Origin of the sequence: Rhodococcus sp. 06-418-5 (assembly GCF_002258285.1) — a bacterium.
GTDB lineage: Bacteria > Actinomycetota > Actinomycetes > Mycobacteriales > Mycobacteriaceae > Rhodococcoides.
This window is the reverse complement of record NZ_NOYE01000024.1, coordinates 39,222-56,249: the sequence shown is the minus strand read 5'-3', so window position 1 is coordinate 56,249 and position 17,028 is coordinate 39,222. Positions and strand designations below refer to the sequence as shown.

The 17,028-nt window shown below is 64.3% G+C and carries 15 protein-coding genes; 5 read left to right on the top strand and 10 right to left on the bottom strand.

Going from position 1 to position 17,028, the window contains the following annotated elements; all coding sequences use genetic code 11:
* Nucleotides 1-132 precede the first annotated feature (132 nt).
* Nucleotides 133-1,467, top strand: coding sequence for an ABC transporter substrate-binding protein (locus CH274_RS18425; RefSeq protein ID WP_032394316.1), 1,335 nt, complete (start codon nucleotides 133-135; stop codon nucleotides 1,465-1,467).
* Nucleotides 1,468-1,611: 144 nt separating this feature from the next.
* Here CH274_RS18425 and CH274_RS18420 read toward each other — a convergent pair whose 3' ends face one another.
* Genes CH274_RS18420 through CH274_RS18405 form a run of 4 tightly spaced genes read right to left on the bottom strand, consistent with a single transcriptional unit; the run spans nucleotide 1,612 to nucleotide 5,836 of the window.
* Entirely contained in the window at nucleotides 1,612-2,412 is an 801-nt protein-coding gene (locus CH274_RS18420) for an ABC transporter ATP-binding protein (protein ID WP_032394315.1), read from the bottom strand.
* On the bottom strand, nucleotides 2,409-3,506 hold the full coding sequence (locus CH274_RS18415; RefSeq protein WP_094629258.1) for an ABC transporter ATP-binding protein: 1,098 nt from the start codon (nucleotides 3,504-3,506) through the stop codon (nucleotides 2,409-2,411). The genes CH274_RS18420 and CH274_RS18415 overlap by 4 nt, the downstream gene beginning before the upstream one ends.
* Nucleotides 3,499-4,488, bottom strand: a complete 990-nt coding sequence (locus CH274_RS18410) for a branched-chain amino acid ABC transporter permease (RefSeq protein WP_032394313.1) — start codon at nucleotides 4,486-4,488, stop codon at nucleotides 3,499-3,501. Before CH274_RS18410 ends, CH274_RS18415 begins: the two co-directional genes overlap by 8 nt.
* Before the next feature lie 7 nt (nucleotides 4,489-4,495).
* Nucleotides 4,496-5,836 carry a branched-chain amino acid ABC transporter permease gene (locus CH274_RS18405; RefSeq protein ID WP_052049316.1) on the bottom strand — a complete coding sequence of 447 codons (1,341 nt, stop codon included), beginning with the start codon at nucleotides 5,834-5,836 and terminating at the stop codon, nucleotides 4,496-4,498.
* Between the two features lie 261 nt (nucleotides 5,837-6,097).
* Here CH274_RS18405 and polA point away from each other — a divergent pair, with 261 nt between their 5' ends.
* A complete protein-coding gene (gene polA, locus CH274_RS18400) occupies nucleotides 6,098-8,839 on the top strand; it encodes a DNA polymerase I (RefSeq protein ID WP_094658422.1) in 2,742 nt (913 codons plus the stop codon).
* A gap of 77 nt (nucleotides 8,840-8,916) precedes the next feature.
* Here polA and trxA read toward each other — a convergent pair whose 3' ends face one another.
* The 3 genes from trxA to CH274_RS18385 all read right to left on the bottom strand — a co-directional run bounded on the left by trxA (nucleotide 8,917) and on the right by CH274_RS18385 (nucleotide 11,090).
* The gene (gene trxA, locus CH274_RS18395; RefSeq protein WP_032394311.1) at nucleotides 8,917-9,288 is read right to left on the bottom strand and encodes a thioredoxin; all 372 of its coding nucleotides are present in this window, start codon (nucleotides 9,286-9,288) and stop codon (nucleotides 8,917-8,919) included.
* A gap of 87 nt (nucleotides 9,289-9,375) precedes the next feature.
* Entirely contained in the window at nucleotides 9,376-10,374 is a 999-nt protein-coding gene (locus CH274_RS18390) for a helix-turn-helix domain-containing protein (RefSeq protein ID WP_094658421.1), read from the bottom strand.
* A 209-nt stretch (nucleotides 10,375-10,583) separates the two neighbouring features.
* Nucleotides 10,584-11,090: a 2'-5' RNA ligase family protein gene (locus tag CH274_RS18385; protein WP_094658420.1), complete on the bottom strand. Its 507-nt coding sequence runs from the start codon at nucleotides 11,088-11,090 to the stop codon at nucleotides 10,584-10,586.
* A 10-nt stretch (nucleotides 11,091-11,100) separates the two neighbouring features.
* Here CH274_RS18385 and CH274_RS18380 point away from each other — a divergent pair, with 10 nt between their 5' ends.
* Nucleotides 11,101-12,198: an isocitrate/isopropylmalate dehydrogenase family protein gene (locus tag CH274_RS18380; protein ID WP_094647850.1), complete on the top strand. Its 1,098-nt coding sequence runs from the start codon at nucleotides 11,101-11,103 to the stop codon at nucleotides 12,196-12,198.
* Between the two features lie 12 nt (nucleotides 12,199-12,210).
* Here the strand turns inward: CH274_RS18380 and CH274_RS18375 are convergent, their stop codons facing one another.
* A complete protein-coding gene (locus CH274_RS18375) occupies nucleotides 12,211-13,041 on the bottom strand; it encodes a class I SAM-dependent methyltransferase (RefSeq protein WP_094629260.1) in 831 nt (276 codons plus the stop codon).
* Between the two features lie 215 nt (nucleotides 13,042-13,256).
* On the opposite strand from CH274_RS18375, the gene rpsA reads away from it, so the two are divergent.
* The gene (gene rpsA / locus CH274_RS18370; RefSeq protein ID WP_027497255.1) at nucleotides 13,257-14,735 is read left to right on the top strand and encodes a 30S ribosomal protein S1; all 1,479 of its coding nucleotides are present in this window, start codon (nucleotides 13,257-13,259) and stop codon (nucleotides 14,733-14,735) included.
* 156 nt (nucleotides 14,736-14,891) lie between these two features.
* Here rpsA and CH274_RS18365 read toward each other — a convergent pair whose 3' ends face one another.
* A complete protein-coding gene (locus CH274_RS18365; RefSeq protein WP_032394307.1) occupies nucleotides 14,892-15,101 on the bottom strand; it encodes a hypothetical protein in 210 nt (69 codons plus the stop codon).
* Between the two features lie 129 nt (nucleotides 15,102-15,230).
* Between CH274_RS18365 and coaE the strand changes: the two genes are divergently transcribed.
* Entirely contained in the window at nucleotides 15,231-16,448 is a 1,218-nt protein-coding gene (gene coaE / locus CH274_RS18360) for a dephospho-CoA kinase (protein ID WP_094658419.1), read from the top strand.
* A 31-nt stretch (nucleotides 16,449-16,479) separates the two neighbouring features.
* On the opposite strand, the gene CH274_RS18355 is transcribed toward coaE, so the two are convergent.
* Entirely contained in the window at nucleotides 16,480-17,025 is a 546-nt protein-coding gene (locus CH274_RS18355) for a DUF402 domain-containing protein (RefSeq protein WP_032394305.1), read from the bottom strand.
* Nucleotides 17,026-17,028 lie beyond the last annotated feature (3 nt).

Genomic DNA, 17,028 nt, shown 5'->3' with positions numbered 1-17,028 from the left:
TAGGTCACAGTCAGGTCACGAGCGTCGTTCTAGGCCTTGCGAATCAGCTCCGAGCATTAGCGTCTGACCCACACGTGAGCGACATGTAACTCAGGTGCGCTTCATCGACGAGCAATTTCAAGGAGAACCTAGATGGCAATTCGGACCTATGTCCGCACGGCTGCGGTGCTGAGCGTTACCTCGCTCGCACTGTTCGGCTGTTCGTCGAGCGACGACTCGGGCTCGACCGACTCCACCAGTGCCAGCGGCGGCACTGCAGCCGCGGAAACGACCGTCTCCACCGACTGCACGCCCGAGCAGGCCACTGCCGGGGCAACCCCGGATACGGCACCGCTGGTGGTGGGCACCCTTCTCCCCGAGACCGGAACCCTGGCCTTCCTCGGCCCGCCCGAAGTTGCCGGCGTCCAGTTGGCCGTCAACGACGTCAACGCCGCCGGTGGCGTCCTCGAGCAGCCCGTCACGCTCATCCCCGGTGACTCGGGCGACACGACGACCGATACCGCCAACACCACGGTCGACCGTCTGCTCGCCGGCGGTGCCGACGTCATCGTCGGTGCGGCGTCGTCCTCGGTCTCGCTCAAGGTCATCGACAAGATCGCCAGCGCAGGCGTCGTGCAGTTCTCGCCGGCCAACACGTCCGACCAGTTCGTCTGCTACCCGGACAAGGGTCAGTACTTCCGTACCGCACCCACCGACGTGCTGCAGGCACAGGCCTTGTCCCAGCTGATCGCCCAGGACGGTGCGCAGCGCGTCGCCATCCTCGCGCTCAACGACCCGTACGGTACGGGCCTGGCCGCGAACACCGCGGACAACCTCGAAGAGGCCGGCATCGCGGCGGACCAGATCCAGACCACGATCTACGACCCGAACGCACAGTCGTTCAACGCAGAGGTCGACGGCGTGAAGAACTTCAACCCGGACGCCGTGGCCATCATCGGCTTCGAGGAGTCCGCGAAGATCATCACCCGTATGCACGAGATCGGCATCGGACCGTCCGACGGCACGCTGGTCTACGGAGTCGACGGCAACATGGGTAACGCCCTCGGAGAGTCGGTGGCAGCAGGTCTGCTGGACACGATGCGTGGCACCACCCCGTTGACCGACGTCGGCACCGGATTCCAGGATCGTCTCAAGAGCGTGGATCCGGCCCTGGTGGACTTCAACTACGCAGGAGAGTCCTACGACGCGGTGGTCATCTCGGCACTCGCGGCCGAGCAGGCCAAGTCGACGGCAGGCACCGACATCGCTGCCAACATCAACAGCGTCACCAAGGACGGCACCAAGTGCACCAGCTACGCCGAGTGCCTTCCGCTCGTCAAGGCCGGAACCGACATCGACTACGACGGAATCACCGGCGCGCTGAACTTCAGTGACGCAGGAGAGCCCGCCACCGGTTCCTACGGCAACCTGGTCTTCGGACCGGACAACACCCTGACGACGGACGGTTACATCGTCGTCGGTGAGTGATCTGTAACTGTCACACAGCCTCTGGGCCCGAGTCCTCGATCAGGACTCGGGCCCAGTGGCTTGCGTATGTGCCGCACGTTCGACGGCAGCGAGAAGGCCCCGGTTCGATGTCGATCGAACCGGGGCCTTCGTCGTTGCGAGGAGCTACTTCTTCTCTTTGCTTCCTGCCAGCGTGCCGAGATACAGCTCGATCACCTTCGGGTCGTTCATCAACGCCGGACCGGTGTCGGTGTAGGCGTTACGGCCCTGATCGAGAACGTAGCCGCGGTCGCAGATCTGGAGGCAACGACGGGCGTTCTGCTCGACCATGATGATCGACACGCCCGCTGCATTGATCTTCTTGCAGCGGATGAACACCTCGTCCTGGAACATCGGTGACAGTCCGGCCGACGGTTCGTCGAGCAGCAGTACCGACGGCTCCATCATCAGTGCGCGTCCCATGGCGACCATCTGTCGCTCGCCGCCGGACAGTGCGCCCGCCTTGACCTTCTTGCGCTCACCGAGCAGCGGGAACAGTTCGCTGACGAACTCGAATCGCTCGCCGAACTTCTTGGGACGCAAATAGATTCCCATTTCGAGGTTCTCTTCGATGGTCAACGACGGAAAGACGTTCTGCGTCTGCGGAACGTAGCCGACTCCCTTGGTGACCAGGACGTGCGCTTCGGCGGAGGTGATGTTGTCACCTCGCAGTTTGACGCTGCCCTCACGGACGGCAACCAGCCCGAACAGGGTCTTGAGGAGGGTCGACTTCCCGGCTCCGTTGGGTCCGATGATGCCGACGATCTCCCCGTCGTTGAGGAAGAAGTTGCATTCACTGAGGATGTTGACGCCCGGGATGTACCCGGCCACCAAGCCGTCGGCGCGCAGCAATGCACCTTCGGCGAGGCGGGCGTGCTCCTCGGGTGTCGCGGCGAACTCTGCCGGCGTCAATGTCTGTTCGCTCATCGTTCGTCCTCCTCGGCCCGGTGCGAGCCGCCTTCGGTCACGTCGGTTACCACCGGGCGTACGAACTCCGGCTCCGAGAGGTCGCCTCCCGCTTCGAGTTCCTCGGCCTCGGCCTTCTTCAGTGCCTCTGCGAGCTCCGCAGTGGCACCGACCGGATTGCCGTCGGCATCGAATTCCAGAGCCTGATCGTGATGGCTACCGAGATACGCATCGACGACGGCTCCGTTGTTGGAGAGCTCCTCGGGGGTGGACTCGGCAATGATGCTGCCCTGTGCCATCACCACCACCCAGTCACTGATGTCGCGGATGACGTCCATGTCGTGCTCGACGAACACCACCGTCATACCGTCGTCGCGAAGCGACTTGATGTGCCCCAGAAGCGATTGCGTCAGAGCAGGATTGACCCCGGCCATCGGCTCGTCGAGCATGACCACCGACGGATCGGTCATCAGCGCACGCGCCATCTCGAGCAGCTTGCGTTGGCCGCCGGACAACGAGCCGGCCAGGTCGTCGGCCTTGGCGTCGAGCTTGAAGCGCCCCAATAGCTCGTAGGCGCGTTCGGTGATCTGACGTTCCTGGGCCTTCCACGTCCACGGCATGAACGTGTTGATCATGCGCTCGCCGCGCTGACCGGTTGCGCCCAGCCGAACGTTGTCCAGCACAGTCAGTTTCGACAGCGCCTTGGTCAACTGGAACGTACGGACGACACCTTTGCGTGCCACCTGGTGCGGATGCATCCGACCCAGTTCCTGGCCGTCCATCGACCAGGTACCGGTGTCGGGTCGATCGAATCCCGTGAGCAGATTGAACAGGGTGGTCTTGCCTGCGCCGTTGGGCCCGATGAGTCCGGTGATGCACCCACGCTGGATCTCCAGGTGCGCGACGTCGACGGCTTTCAGGCCGCCGAAGGTGCGCGAGACGCCGTCGACCACCAGGGTGGCGTCGGGCTTGGGGGATCCGGGCTCGTTGGCGACACCGGCGAACAACGCCGACCGCTGATCACTCGACAGTGCTTTGGCAGCACGTGATTCGAGGGTGCTTGCTTTCTTGCTCGGTGCCGCTGTTGCGGCGGCATCCTTGCTCGGGTCAGGCATTGAGTTGAACCTCTCGCTTGTTGCCGAGAATGCCCTGAGGTCTGAACACCATCAAGACGGCGATCAGAATTCCCAGGAGCACGAACCGCGTGGCACCGACCTGCGCGCCGGTGAGGTTGAGCACTGGGTCGTCGCCGGAGATCAGCTGTCGCAGAATGGCATCGGGAATGGACAGCAGGAACCAGAAGAGCATCGCGCCCAGGACGGGGCCGAACACCGTTGCGGCACCACCGAGAATCAGGGCACCGAAGGCGAAGAACGTCTGCGCCGTCGAGTAGAAGTCCGGGTTGATGGACTGGGTTTGCAGTGCGTTGAACACGCCGCCCATGCCGCCGATGACACCACCGAGAACCAGCGCCTGCATCTTGTAGACGAACACGTTCTTACCCAGCGAGCGGGCCGCGTCCTCGTCTTCACGAACGGCCTTGAGCACACGTCCCCAGGGGCTGTGCGTCAGGAGGTAGACCACCCCGCACAGCAGCAGGACCAGCGTCCAGCCGACGAGCATGGCCCACAGGTCGTTACCCAGGAATCGCACGCCAATGAAGCTGTACGTCTTGCCACCCTCGAACGGACTCATGCTGGTGAACGGGCCGGCGAAGCCGGTGATGCCGTTGGTCGACTTGGTCACCGAATCCGTTGCGGTGGAACGAAACACGAGTCGCAGTATTTCCGACGCGGCGATGGTGACGATCGCGAGGTAGTCGGCTCGCAGTCGCAGAGTCGGGATGCCGAGCACCAGGGCGAGCAGTCCTGCCGCGGCGAGACCGACCAGAATGCCGAGCCAGAGCGGCTGTTCGTAGGTGATCGTGGTGATGCCGACGCCGTAGCCGCCGAGCAGTGCGAAGCCGATCTGGCCGAAGTTGAGCAGTCCGGCGTAGCCGAAGTGCAGGTTCAGGCCGATGGCGAGCAGGGCGTAGAAGATGGCGGACGGGCCGACCAGCTGAGCGAGTGAGATCTGAAGTGCGCCGATGATATCCATGTGAAGGTCACCCGATCCTTTGTCGCGAGCCGAGGATGCCCTGTGGACGGACGACGAGGATGAGAATCAAGACGAGCAACCCTCCGATGTATTTGAGATCGGGATTGATGACCAGCGTCGACCACTGCACGAGCAGACCGACGATGACGCAACCGAGGAATGCGCCGTAGGCCGTTCCCAGGCCACCCAGTGTGATGCCGGCGAACATGAGCAACAGAAGTTTGAAGCCCATCTCCCACTGGACGCGACCGCCGAGTTCGGAGAGCCCGAACAACACGCCGCCGAGGGCAGCCAGGCCGCCGCCGAGGCACCAGACGAACGTGACCACGCGCTCGACGTTGATGCCGGAGGACGCGGCCAGATCCCGGTTGTCGGCCACCGCACGCATGGCCTTGCCGATCTTGGTGCGCTGCAGCATCAGCGCGACGCCGACCAGGACGACGATGCTGATGACGATGCAGGCGAGGTTGACGTTGGTGATCGACAACGGACCCCAGTCGTTCTCGGTCTGCGCCTGGTAATCGTCGAAGGGCTCGGAGCGATCCGAGAAGAAGATCAGGATGAGATAACGCAGTGCGATCGCCAGGCCGATGGTGACCACCAGCTGAGCGATGAGGCCTGTTCGCCGTTTGCGCAACGGCCGCCAGATCAGGGCATTGTTGAGCCAGCCGATCGCGACTCCGACGACTATCGCGAGCAGCGTGGCCGGGATCAGTTGTATGCCGACACTGACGTTGAAGAACCACGCCGCGACGGCACCGAGTGTGACGAGTTCTCCGTGTGCGAAGTTCGTCAGACCGGTGGTGCCGAAGATCAGACTCAGCCCGACCGCGGCGAGCGCGATGACGAGGCCGAAACGGAAGCCGTCGACGGTGGTGCGAACGAACTTCTCGTAGAACGGAATGGTGGTGGCGGTTCTGGCCTCACCGAACGAGAAGATGACGGTGTTGGAACGCCCGGCCTGCACATCGCGCTGGACCTCGCCCTGGACGCTGACGCCGTCGGGGAGCGTTTCCTGAACCACCTGGAACGTGTAGGTGCCGGGAGACAGTTCGAGGGTCCACCGGCCCCCGGTTTCACTGGTGGTACGGGCGACTTCGGAGCCGGACGCGTCGAGCGCCGCGACGTCGACGCCGACGAGTCGTTCGCCACCGTTGTTCAGGGATCCGGCGACGCTGACCGCGTCCGCCGGTGGTGCCTGTTCGGCACTGGTCCCCGGCGCTGCCGGGGGAGTGGGGGTAGGTTCCTGGGCCAATGCCGGCGCACTGAACAGCAGCGCGGCAATGGAACTCAGAACGGCGAGTAGGAGTGTTCGCTGAAGGAGCCGAACGGCAGATCTTGCGCGCAACCTCGGCGGTTGCACCTTTCTGGTCCATCGAACATTTGGAGCCACGCACGTCCTCCGGACGGTTGTCGTTGTGCCACGGGTATGTGGGTTTCCTGCAATTGTCGGACTCTATCCGCTGAAACGACGCAAAATCGGCGACTGAGATTTCCGGAAAGTATCGGTTGTGTTTCGCGGTGCGCGGCGTGCGCATCGAGTGCGATCGCGTCGTGGCGCGTGCATCCGGCTACGAGTTGTCGGACCGTCTCCCTAGACTGGTCAACCGTGAGCCCAGTAACGGAGAAAAGTGCAGCGCCCGCAGCCGAGACCGATGCGAAAGCGGGCGGAGAGCGGCCCACGTTGCTGCTCATCGACGGCCACTCGATGGCGTTCCGTGCCTTCTTCGCGTTGCCCGCGGACAACTTCAAGACCACGAGCGGTCAGTCCACCAATGCGGTGTACGGGTTCACCTCGATGTTGATCAGCCTGCTGCGGGACGAGAAACCGACGCACATCGCGGCGGCGTTCGACGTCTCGCGGCAGACCTTTCGCGCCGAGCGGTACCCCGAGTACAAGGCCAACCGCAGCAAGACGCCCGACGAGTTCGCCGGTCAGGTCGACATCACCAAGGACGTACTCGGGGCCATGGGTATCCCGGTGATGGCCGAGGCGGGCTTCGAGGCCGACGACATCATCGCCACTCTGGTGACCCAGGCAGAGGCACTGGGGTACCGCGTTCTGGTGGTCACCGGCGATCGCGATGCGCTGCAGTTGGTGACGGACAACGTCACGGTGTTGTATCCGCGCAAGGGCGTGTCGGATCTGACTCGGTTCACCCCCGCCGAGGTCGCCACCAAGTACGGTTTGACGCCATCGCAGTACCCGGACTTCGCGGCCCTGCGCGGAGACCCGAGCGACAACCTCCCCGGCATTCCCGGGGTCGGCGAGAAGACGGCGACCAAGTGGATCATCGAATACGGTTCCCTCACCGCTCTTGTCGACAACGTGGACAAGGTCAAGGGCAAAGTGGGAGATGCACTGCGGGCCAACCTGTCGAGTGTGGTGCTCAACCGCGAGCTCACCGAGATGGTCCGCGATGTGCCGTTGCCCTACACCCCCGATCAGCTCGAACTGGCTCCGTGGGATCGCGAGAAGATCCACGCCTTGTTCGACGACCTGGAGTTCCGCATTCTGCGGGACCGATTGTTCGAGACGCTCGCGTCGGTCGAACCCGAAGCAGAAGAAGGTTTCGACGTCCGCGGCGGCATTGTCGCGCCCGGCGATCTGGCCGCATGGCTGGGAGAACACGCGGCCGACGGCCGACGGAGCGGGCTGTCCATCCTCGGCCCGCGTCGGCCTTTCGACAGCGACGCGACGTCGGTGGCGATCGCTGCGGCCGACGGGGAAGGCGCGTTCGTCACGACGACCGCTCTGGACGAATCCGACGAGCAGGCACTTGCTGCCTGGCTCGCCGATCCGGCGCAGCCGAAGGCTCTGCACGAGGCCAAGTGGGCTCTGCATGCAGTTCGTGGCCGCGGCTGGACCCTCGGTGGGTTGACCACCGACACAGCCCTTGCGGCGTACCTGGTGCGGCCCGGGCAGCGGTCGTTCAACCTCGACGACCTGTCGTTGCGCTACCTCAAACGCGAACTCCGGGTGGAGGATGCGGGTGAAGGCCAGATGTCGTTGCTCGATGCCGAGGACACCGCCGATGCGGCGTTCGCGGAGGGCGAGATTCTCAAGGCGCGGGCCGTCATCGACCTGGCCGATGCGTTGGACGCCGAGCTCGCCGCCATCGAGTCGACCACCCTGCTCTCCGAGATGGAGCTGCCGCTGCTGACGGTGTTGGCCGATGTCGAGGCAACGGGTATCGCCGTGAACGGTGATCACCTCCGCGCATTGCAGTCCGGATTCGCTGCGCAGGTGGACGAGGCTGCGAACTCCGCCTACGGCGTGATCGACAAGCAGATCAACCTCGGGTCACCGAAGCAGTTGCAGGTGGTGCTGTTCGAGGAACTCGACATGCCCAAGACCAAGAAGACCAAGACCGGCTACACCACCGACGCCGATGCGCTGCAAGGGTTGTTCGAGAAGACCGAGCATCCGTTCCTGAAGTTCCTGCTCGATCATCGGGACGCGACGCGGATGAAGGTGACGGTCGACGGCCTGCTGAAATCCGTCGCCGACGACGGACGCATTCACACCACGTTCAATCAGACGGTCGCGGCAACCGGGCGACTGTCGTCCACCGAGCCGAACCTGCAGAACATTCCGGTGCGCAACGAGGCGGGACGCCACATCCGTGACGGCTTCGTCGTCGGGGCCGGATACGACACGCTTCTCACCGCCGACTACAGCCAGATCGAAATGCGCATCATGGCGCACGTCTCCGGCGACGAAGGGCTGATCGAGGCATTCAACACCGGCGAGGACCTGCACAGTTTCGTCGGTGCCAGGGCCTTCGGAGTGCCGATCGAGGAGGTCACGCCCGAACTGCGTCGCCGCGTCAAGGCCATGTCGTACGGACTGGCCTACGGATTGAGCGCCTTCGGTCTCGCCGCGCAGCTCAAGATCTCCACCGACGAGGCGAAGCAGCAGATGGAGGCGTACTTCGCGCGGTTCGGAGGCGTCCGTGACTACCTGCGCAACGCCGTCGAGGAAGCGCGCAAAGTGGGATACACCTCCACGCTGTACGGCAGGCGTCGCTACTTGCCCGACCTCAACAGCGACAATCGTCAGCGCCGCGAGGTCGCCGAGCGGGCCGCTCTCAATGCGCCCATCCAGGGCACCGCCGCAGACATCATCAAGGTCGCGATGATCGACGTGCACCGATCGCTGGCGGAGTCGACGCTGAAGTCGCGGATGCTCTTGCAGGTGCACGACGAATTGGTACTCGAAGTCGTCGACTCCGAGCGCGAGGAAGTCGAGGCACTGGTACGCGACAAGATGTCCTCGGCCATCGAACTGTCGGTGCCCCTGGAAGTCTCGGTCGGCACCGGTCGCAGCTGGGACGCCGCTGCACACTGATTCGACCCATGGCCAGGCGAAGGGCCGCTCACCGAATTCGGTGAGCGGCCCTTCGCTCGATGTACGGCTGGGACGAACTACTCCGCCGCGGGAGCCTGCTCGGCGATCTGCTGGCGTACGACGTCCATGTCGAGTGCCTTGATCTGACCGACAAGGTCTTCCAGCGCCGGTGCAGGCAGTGCGCCGGGCTGTGCGTAGACGAGAATTCCTTCGCGGAACGCCATGATCGTCGGGATCGACTGGATCTGCGCTGCCGCAGCAAGACCCTGCTCGGCCTCGGTGTCGACCTTGGCGTGCACGACGTCGGGGTGTGCGTCCGACGACTTCTCGAAGGTGGGCGCGAACTGGCGGCACGGTCCGCACCAGGACGCCCAGAAATCGACCAACACCACGTCGTTGCTCGTCACGATCTCGTCGAAATTCTGCTGGGTCAAAGTCTGAGTGGCCACGCGGTCCCTTTCGTTTGATTGCGCTTCTGGTGTGTCTCAACGCAGGTGCTCGCCGGAATCATCCCGACTGTGTAGGAGCGCGGCGGGTCAGGCTGGTTGGGGTGCAGCGCGGAACGTGCGGCGGTAGGAATTCGGCGTGGTGCATCGCAATCGCACGAAGTGTTGCCGCAGAGCCGCGGCATTTCCGAAGCCGACCACCTCGGCGATCGAATCCATCGGAAGATCGGAGTTCTCCAACAGTTGCTGCGCTGCCAGTACTCGCTGGTCGTTGAGCCAGCGTGCCGGCGTCGTTCCGGTTTCGGCCGCGAACCTGCGGGCGAAGGTTCGCGCAGACATGTTCACCCGCGCCGCCAGTCGACCGATGGTGAGCTCGGAGTCGAGATTCTCGGTCATCCAATCCAGCAGCGGAGCCAGTGTCTCGGTGCGAGTGGCGGGCAGCGGACTGGTGACGAATTGAGCCTGCCCGCCGTCGCGATGCGGAGGAACGACCATCCGGCGGGCGATCCCGTTGGCCACGACGCTGCCCTGGTACTTGCGCACGATGTGCAGGCACAGGTCGATGCCGGCTGCCGTGCCGGCGCTGGTGAGCACGTTGCCGGCATCCACGTAGAGGACGTTCGGATCCACCTGTGCCAGGGGATATTTCGCGGCCAGCGAGTCGGAGTGCCGCCAATGCGTCGTGCAGGGTCTGCCGTCGAGGAGACCCGCTTTGCCGAGTACGAAGGCACCGTTGCACAGGCTCGCGACCATCGCGCCTCGTTCCACCGCCGCGCGCAGTTTGGCCAGCAGGGGTTCGATGGACGCGTCGTATTCGGTGCCGCACACGAAGCTGCCGTCGACCGCCGCCTCGGTGCCTCCCGCCGGAATGATGATCAGATCGGCGCTGTCGAGGCTGTCGAGATCGTGTGGCACGTCGATGGTGTAGCCGACGCGGGTGCGGATCGGTTGTGGGACACCTGCGATCAGGGAGAAGTCGTAGGTGGGCAGTCCTTCGTCCGAGCGATCGAATCCGAACACCTCGCAGGCGACGCCAAGCTCGAACTGTTCTGTCAACGGCATCAGCGCGACGACCACTCGTTTCAGCATGTACAGAAGTATGGCAGAAAGTCGTCGATATATGGCGTTACTGCCACTCGTGCACCGTCTCCGCAGGTTGGAAGCTAGCGACATGACAATTGTATTGGTAGTTGTGCTGCTGTTCCTGGCCCTCGACGCCCTCGTGGTCGCAGGCGTCGCTCCCGATACCCACGCGGAGGTGACTCAGTTCGGCGATTACCGGTTCTAGGGTGCCCGTGTCAGCCGATCCGCCATTCGCGCTTGGCCTCGCCGTCCCATCGGCGCAGCGCAACAGCAGCTCCGACCAGATCGTCGACGTCTACCGAGAGCAGGCGCACCGCCGCTCCTGCCTCCTCGGGCGTCAACCGTCGGGCCACCGTGACGTGCGGTGTCCATCGGCCGGGTTCGAGGTGATCGAGCGAACGTTCGCCCACGGCCTCGTACAGCCGGGCGTGCAGATCGAGCAACTCGCTCGACGGAACCACCAGTCTCGCCAGGGTGATCGATCGACCACCGAACACGACGAGCCCGCCGAGACGCACATCGAACGGATCGAAGCGGACCGCATCGCCGTCGTCCACCGCGTCCGGCATCGACGACGCCACCGCGACGGTGACGTGCGGGCGGTTCGACTCACCGCGGTGCCGGTTCTGGCTCGGGAGGCCGGCGTCGGACAGTGCCGCCCACTCGCGGCGAACCGCAGCGTCGAGGCCGGGGTCGAGGAGAAGTTCTGCGGACTGCACCATGGAGGCCATGATGTCGCAGACGAACGGTCGCAATGCAACGGCACTACGGATCGGGGCCATGACCGGCGACGGGATAGGCCACGAGATCGTGCCTGCAACCATCCGGGTGGTCGATGCGGCCCTCGCGGCGGCCCGTGGACCGGCTGCGGACTGGGTGCACCTGCCGCTGGGCCTCGGTGCCATGGACGAGCACGGAACGCCCATGCCCGATTCCACGCTCGCGAAGTTGGGCGAGCTCGAATGCTGGATTCTCGGTCCGCACGACAGCGCCTCCTACCCGCAGCCGTTCCGATCGCAGCTGACCCCGGGCGGACGGATTCGTAAGAACTTCGGTCTGTTCGCCAACATTCGGCCGGCGAAGGCACTGCCCGGCGTACGCGCAGTGTCCCCGCGAATGGATCTGGTGGTCGTGCGGGAGAACACCGAGGGGTTCTACGCCGATCGCAACATGTTCGTCGGCAGCGGAGAGTTCATGCCCACTCCCGATGTGGCTCTCGCGGTCGGAGTGTTCACCCGCGCGGCCTGCGAACGCATTGCACGCGAAGCGTTCTCGTTGGCCGAGCGACGCAATCGACAACTGACGATCGTGCACAAGACCAACGTGCTGTCGATGACGACGGGGTTGTTCCGCGATGCGTGCCGCGCAGTGGGAGAACAGTTTCCGCACGTCGAGGTCACCGAGGAGCACGTCGACGCCCTTGCCGCGCACCTGGTTCGACGGGGCGAGGACTACGACGTCATCGTGGCCGAGAACATGTTCGGCGACATTCTCTCGGATCTGACGGGTGAGCTGTCCGGGTCGCTGGGCACCGCGCCGTCGATCAACTCCTCGGAAACCCAGGCGATGGCGCAGGCCTCGCACGGATCGGCCCCGGACATCGCGGGCAAGAACCGAGCCAATCCGACCGCGCTCTTCCTGTCGGCCGCGATGTTGCTCGAATGGCTTGCCCCGCGGCATCGGGACGAACGGTTGGCCGCAGCCGCCGGCAGGATCCGACACGCCGTCGACGCCACGGTCGAATCCGGGGTCGCGACAGCCGACCTCGGCGGACAGGCGTCGACCAGTGCCTTCACCGAGGCCGTCGAAGCCCGGGTGCATCGGCGTTGAGCAGTGCGGTGTCTATCGGAGTGGTTTGCGGCTGCTGAAGATCGCGGTGCCGGGAAAGAGTTGCCCGCGCAATGGGCTCCACTGACCCCACTCGCGGTCGAGCCACTCCGGCCAGTCGGGTTCGACGATGTCGCGTACCTCGAGGCCTGCGGCGACCAGTTCGCGCACCCGATCGCCGATCGTGCGGTGATGCTCGACGTAGTTGGGGGTTCCGTCCGCGTCGTACTCGACGTACGGGGTTCGGTCGAAGTACGGAATCGTCGCGGTCAGCCCGGCCACGCCGGGATCGTCGGGGAACACCCAACGCATCGGATGATTGACGGCGAACACCCAGATGCCACCCGGTCGAAGAACCCGCGCCACTTCCTTCATCACATTGGCGGAGTCCGCGACGAACGGCACCGCACCGAATGCCGAGCAGACGATGTCGAAGCGCTCGTCGGCGAACGGCAAGGACTCGGCACTGGCCTGCACCAGCGGAACCGTCGAGCCACCCGCGGCCATGGCATCGACGCCGCGCTGCAACATGCCCATCGAGATGTCGAGACCGATCGCGCGCGCACCCTGTGTCCCGAGCCAGCGGGCGCACGGTGCGCTTCCGCAGCCCACCTCGAGCACGTCCTTGCCCACGACGTCGCCCAGCAGATGCACGTCGCCCTCGTGCAGTCCCTCCGGGCACCAGACGAACTCTCCGGATTCGGTCGTCACCCCCAGGAACGCGCCATGGGTACGGTGGTAGGCCTCGGCGTCGGAATCCCACCAGAGGCGACTCGCGCGGTCGCTCGTGACCGAGTCGATTCGGCCGCGGCCGGGAGTGGACGACGGTGGGGAAAGATCGGTCACACGCCGACTCTAACCGGGTTTGTGCTGGTACTGCGGCATCGCGTACCCTGTTCAACGCGAGTGTGTTCATGCTGCGTCCAGGTCGGGTCCGCCCGGCGTCGGCGCATGCGGATCCGGCAACGGTTCCGCCGAATGTGCTCGTGTTGCACACGTTTCACCAAGTCCGACCGAACATCCATCAACCGATACCCAACCCGTCCGGAGCAACTCAACACATGCCCTCAACCACAACCTCACCGCAGGTAGCCGTCAACGATATCGGCTCCGCAGAGGATTTTCTCGCCGCCATCGACGCCACGATCAAGTACTTCAACGATGGTGACATCGTCGAGGGCACCATCGTCAAGGTCGATCGTGACGAGGTTCTACTCGACATCGGTTACAAGACCGAAGGCGTCATCCCCTCCCGCGAGCTCTCCATCAAGCACGACGTCGACCCCAACGAGGTCGTCTCCGTGGGAGATGAGATCGAAGCACTCGTCCTCACCAAGGAGGACAAGGAAGGCCGTCTGATCCTGTCCAAGAAGCGAGCTCAGTACGAGCGCGCTTGGGGCACGATCGAGGAGCTCAAGGAGAAGGACGAGGCCGTCAAGGGCACCGTCATCGAGGTCGTCAAGGGTGGACTCATCCTCGACATCGGTCTTCGTGGCTTCCTCCCCGCTTCGCTCGTCGAGATGCGTCGCGTCCGCGATCTCCAGCCGTACGTCGGCAAGGAGATCGAGGCCAAGATCATCGAGCTCGACAAGAACCGCAACAATGTGGTCCTGTCGCGCCGCGCATGGCTCGAGCAGACCCAGTCCGAGGTCCGCAGCGAATTCCTGCACCAGCTCCAGAAGGGCCAGGTCCGCAAGGGCGTCGTGTCCTCCATCGTCAACTTCGGTGCCTTCGTGGACCTGGGTGGCGTCGACGGACTCGTGCACGTCTCCGAGCTGTCCTGGAAGCACATCGATCACCCGTCCGAGGTTGTCGAGGTCGGCACCGAGGTCACCGTCGAGGTTCTCGACGTCGACCTGGACCGCGAGCGTGTTTCCCTGTCGCTGAAGGCAACTCAGGAAGATCCGTGGCGCCAGTTCGCTCGCACCCACGCGATCGGCCAGATCGTGCCCGGCAAGGTCACCAAGCTGGTTCCCTTCGGTGCATTCGTGCGCGTCGAAGAGGGCATCGAGGGCCTCGTGCACATCTCCGAGCTGGCCGAGCGCCACGTGGAGGTTCCGGACCAGGTCGTGGGTGTCGGCGACGACGCACTCGTCAAGGTCATCGACATCGATCTCGAGCGTCGCCGGATTTCGTTGAGCCTCAAGCAGGCCAACGAGGACTACGCAGAAGAGTTCGATCCGTCCAAGTACGGCATGGCCGACTCGTACGACGAGGGTGGCAACTACATCTTCCCCGAGGGCTTCGACTCCGAGACCAACGAATGGCTCGAAGGTTACGAGAAGCAGCGTGAAGAGTGGGAAGGTCGCTACGCCGAGGCAGAGCGTCGCCACAAGATGCACACCGCTCAGATGGAGAAGACGGCCAAGGACGAAGCTGCCGAAGCCGCCAACACCAACTACTCCTCCGAGTCGGGTCAGGCTCCCGCCGATGCAGAAGGCGACGCTCCCGCAGCGTCGGCTCCGGCCTCGACCGGTGGATCGCTGGCCAGCGATGCGCAGCTCGCTGCACTTCGCGAGAAGCTGTCGGGCAACGCCTGATAGATGTGGTCCACCCGTGAGGGTGTGACGCCGAGCCCCGGTTCTCTCCACGAGAACCGGGGCTTTCTCGTTCGAATCGGGTGATCGAAAACTCTGCGGAAACGACGATGGACCCGGTTCGGATGAACCGGGCCCATGGTGGAGGGGGAGTGCGAACTACGCGGCGGTGGCTGGACTCCACTGGCCGACGCTCTCCGTGCGCTTGCGCATGGTCGCGAAGCTGTGGCGGGCGGGGGTCAGGAGGTTGGTGAACCAGTTGCGCCGATGGTCGGCCAACGCCGAGGCTACTTCCGGGATCAGAATGCAATGAACGCCTGCATCCATGCCAAGGCGGTGCCGACCCGGTTGGATCTGATTGCTTCGCATGGGTGTCCTTTTCAATTGCTGTGGGTCGGCACATCGAGGTCGCGCTCGTCGAAGATAACCGACGGATCTGTGAAACCGGTGCATTTGAGGCTGGTGTGCTTCGGCGTGTTCGAGTGTCAGACTGGGTGCATGCTGAGACTGGGACTGACCGGTGGAATAGGTGCCGGAAAATCGACCGTTGCGAAGGTGCTGACCGAACTCGGGGGAGTGCTCGTCGACTCCGACGTGCTTGCCCGTGAAGTCGTGGAGCCGGGAACACCTGGGCTGCAACAACTGACCGATACCTTCGGAACCGACATTCTCGCACCCGATGGCTCGCTCGACCGTCCGGCATTGGCGGCCAAGGCATTCGGCGACGAGGAATCCCGCAAGAAGCTCAACGCCATCGTTCACCCGTTGGTCGGTGCGCGTACTGCCGAGATCATCGACGGAGCAGCGTCGGATGCCTTAGTGGTGCAGGACATTCCGCTCCTCGTCGAAGGATCGATGGGCCCGTTCTTTCACCTCGTGGTCATCGTGTGGGTCGACGCCGAGGAACGGGTGCGTCGTCTGACGGGACAGCGAGGCATGCCCGAGGCCGACGCCCGGGCGCGGATCGCAGCGCAGGCAACCGATGATGCGCGCCGAGCCGCGGCCGACGTGTGGATCGACAACACCGGTGCGCCGGGAAGCGTCGACGACGACGTCCGAGCCCTGTGGAACGACCGACTGATTCCCTTCGAGCGCAACATCAGGGAGGGGGTCATCGCGCGTGTTCATCCGGAACAGGTGACGGCCGACCCCGCGTGGGAATTGCAGGCCCGACGGATCGTCTCGCGCCTGGCTCTTGCCTGTTCCGACAAGGCGGTCCGTATCGATCACATCGGATCCACCGCAGTGCCCGGCCTCGACGCCAAGGACGTCATAGACATCCAGATCACCGTGCGCGGGCTCGACGACGCCGATTCCGTAGCCGAACAGTTGCGCGTGGCAGGGTTCCCGCGGCGAGAGGACGCCGACTTCGACCATCCCAAGCCCGCGTACGGAATCGGCGGCGAAGCCGATCCGGCCGTGTGGTCCAAGCGTTTTCACGGCAGTGCAGACCCCGGCCGACCGGCGAACGTCCACATCCGGGTGGACGGCTGGCCCAATCAGACGTTCGCCCTGCTGTTCCGGGACTGGTTGCGGGCGGACGACAGCATCAGGACCGAATATTCCGGAATCAAGCGACGCGCCTCCGAGGCCGCTGCCGGAATCACGGACTTCGCATCGGCGATCGAGGCCTACGAGAACGCAAAAGCACCGTGGTTCGATGTGGCATACCGCCGGGCATGGCAGTGGGCCGAGGAGACGAACTGGACTGCGTGAATCGGGTCGGGGTGAATCGGATCGGGCTCGATCAGGACGGTTTGCCGTTCCACTCGGTCGGCATTCCGACGGACGCGAGCCACGCGTTCAGGTCGTAATCGTGTCGCGTCAGACCTTCGATGGCCGTGATCGACCTGGCCAGTGCCAGCTCGGCCGTCGGGGTGTCGACGTGTTGCGCCACCCGAGCGTCGAACAACTCGTCGACGTCGAGCAGGTCGTAATCGCGGCCGGTACGGACACTGAGGTCGAGATAGTGGTCGACGGATGTCCAACGGGTGGTGCCGGCGGTGTACTCGCCGATGTCGACGTAGTAGTCCTGATCGCGGGCGTGCGCAGGCAGGTAGTGGAACACCGAGGCTCGGAGCCCGAGAGCGGGCAGCAACCAGGACTCCAGGTAGTCGAAATGGGCGTGATCCGACGGGCGGGCCATGTACAGCCCCCACGGCTCGACGCGGTATTCGTCGACGACACGAACGAACCCCTTGGGATCCACGTTCGTCTTGGCGACGAGGTCGAACGTCTCGTGCTTGGGGGCATGAACGACGGCGTGCGCACCGGCTGACGTGTGAGCGACCATGCC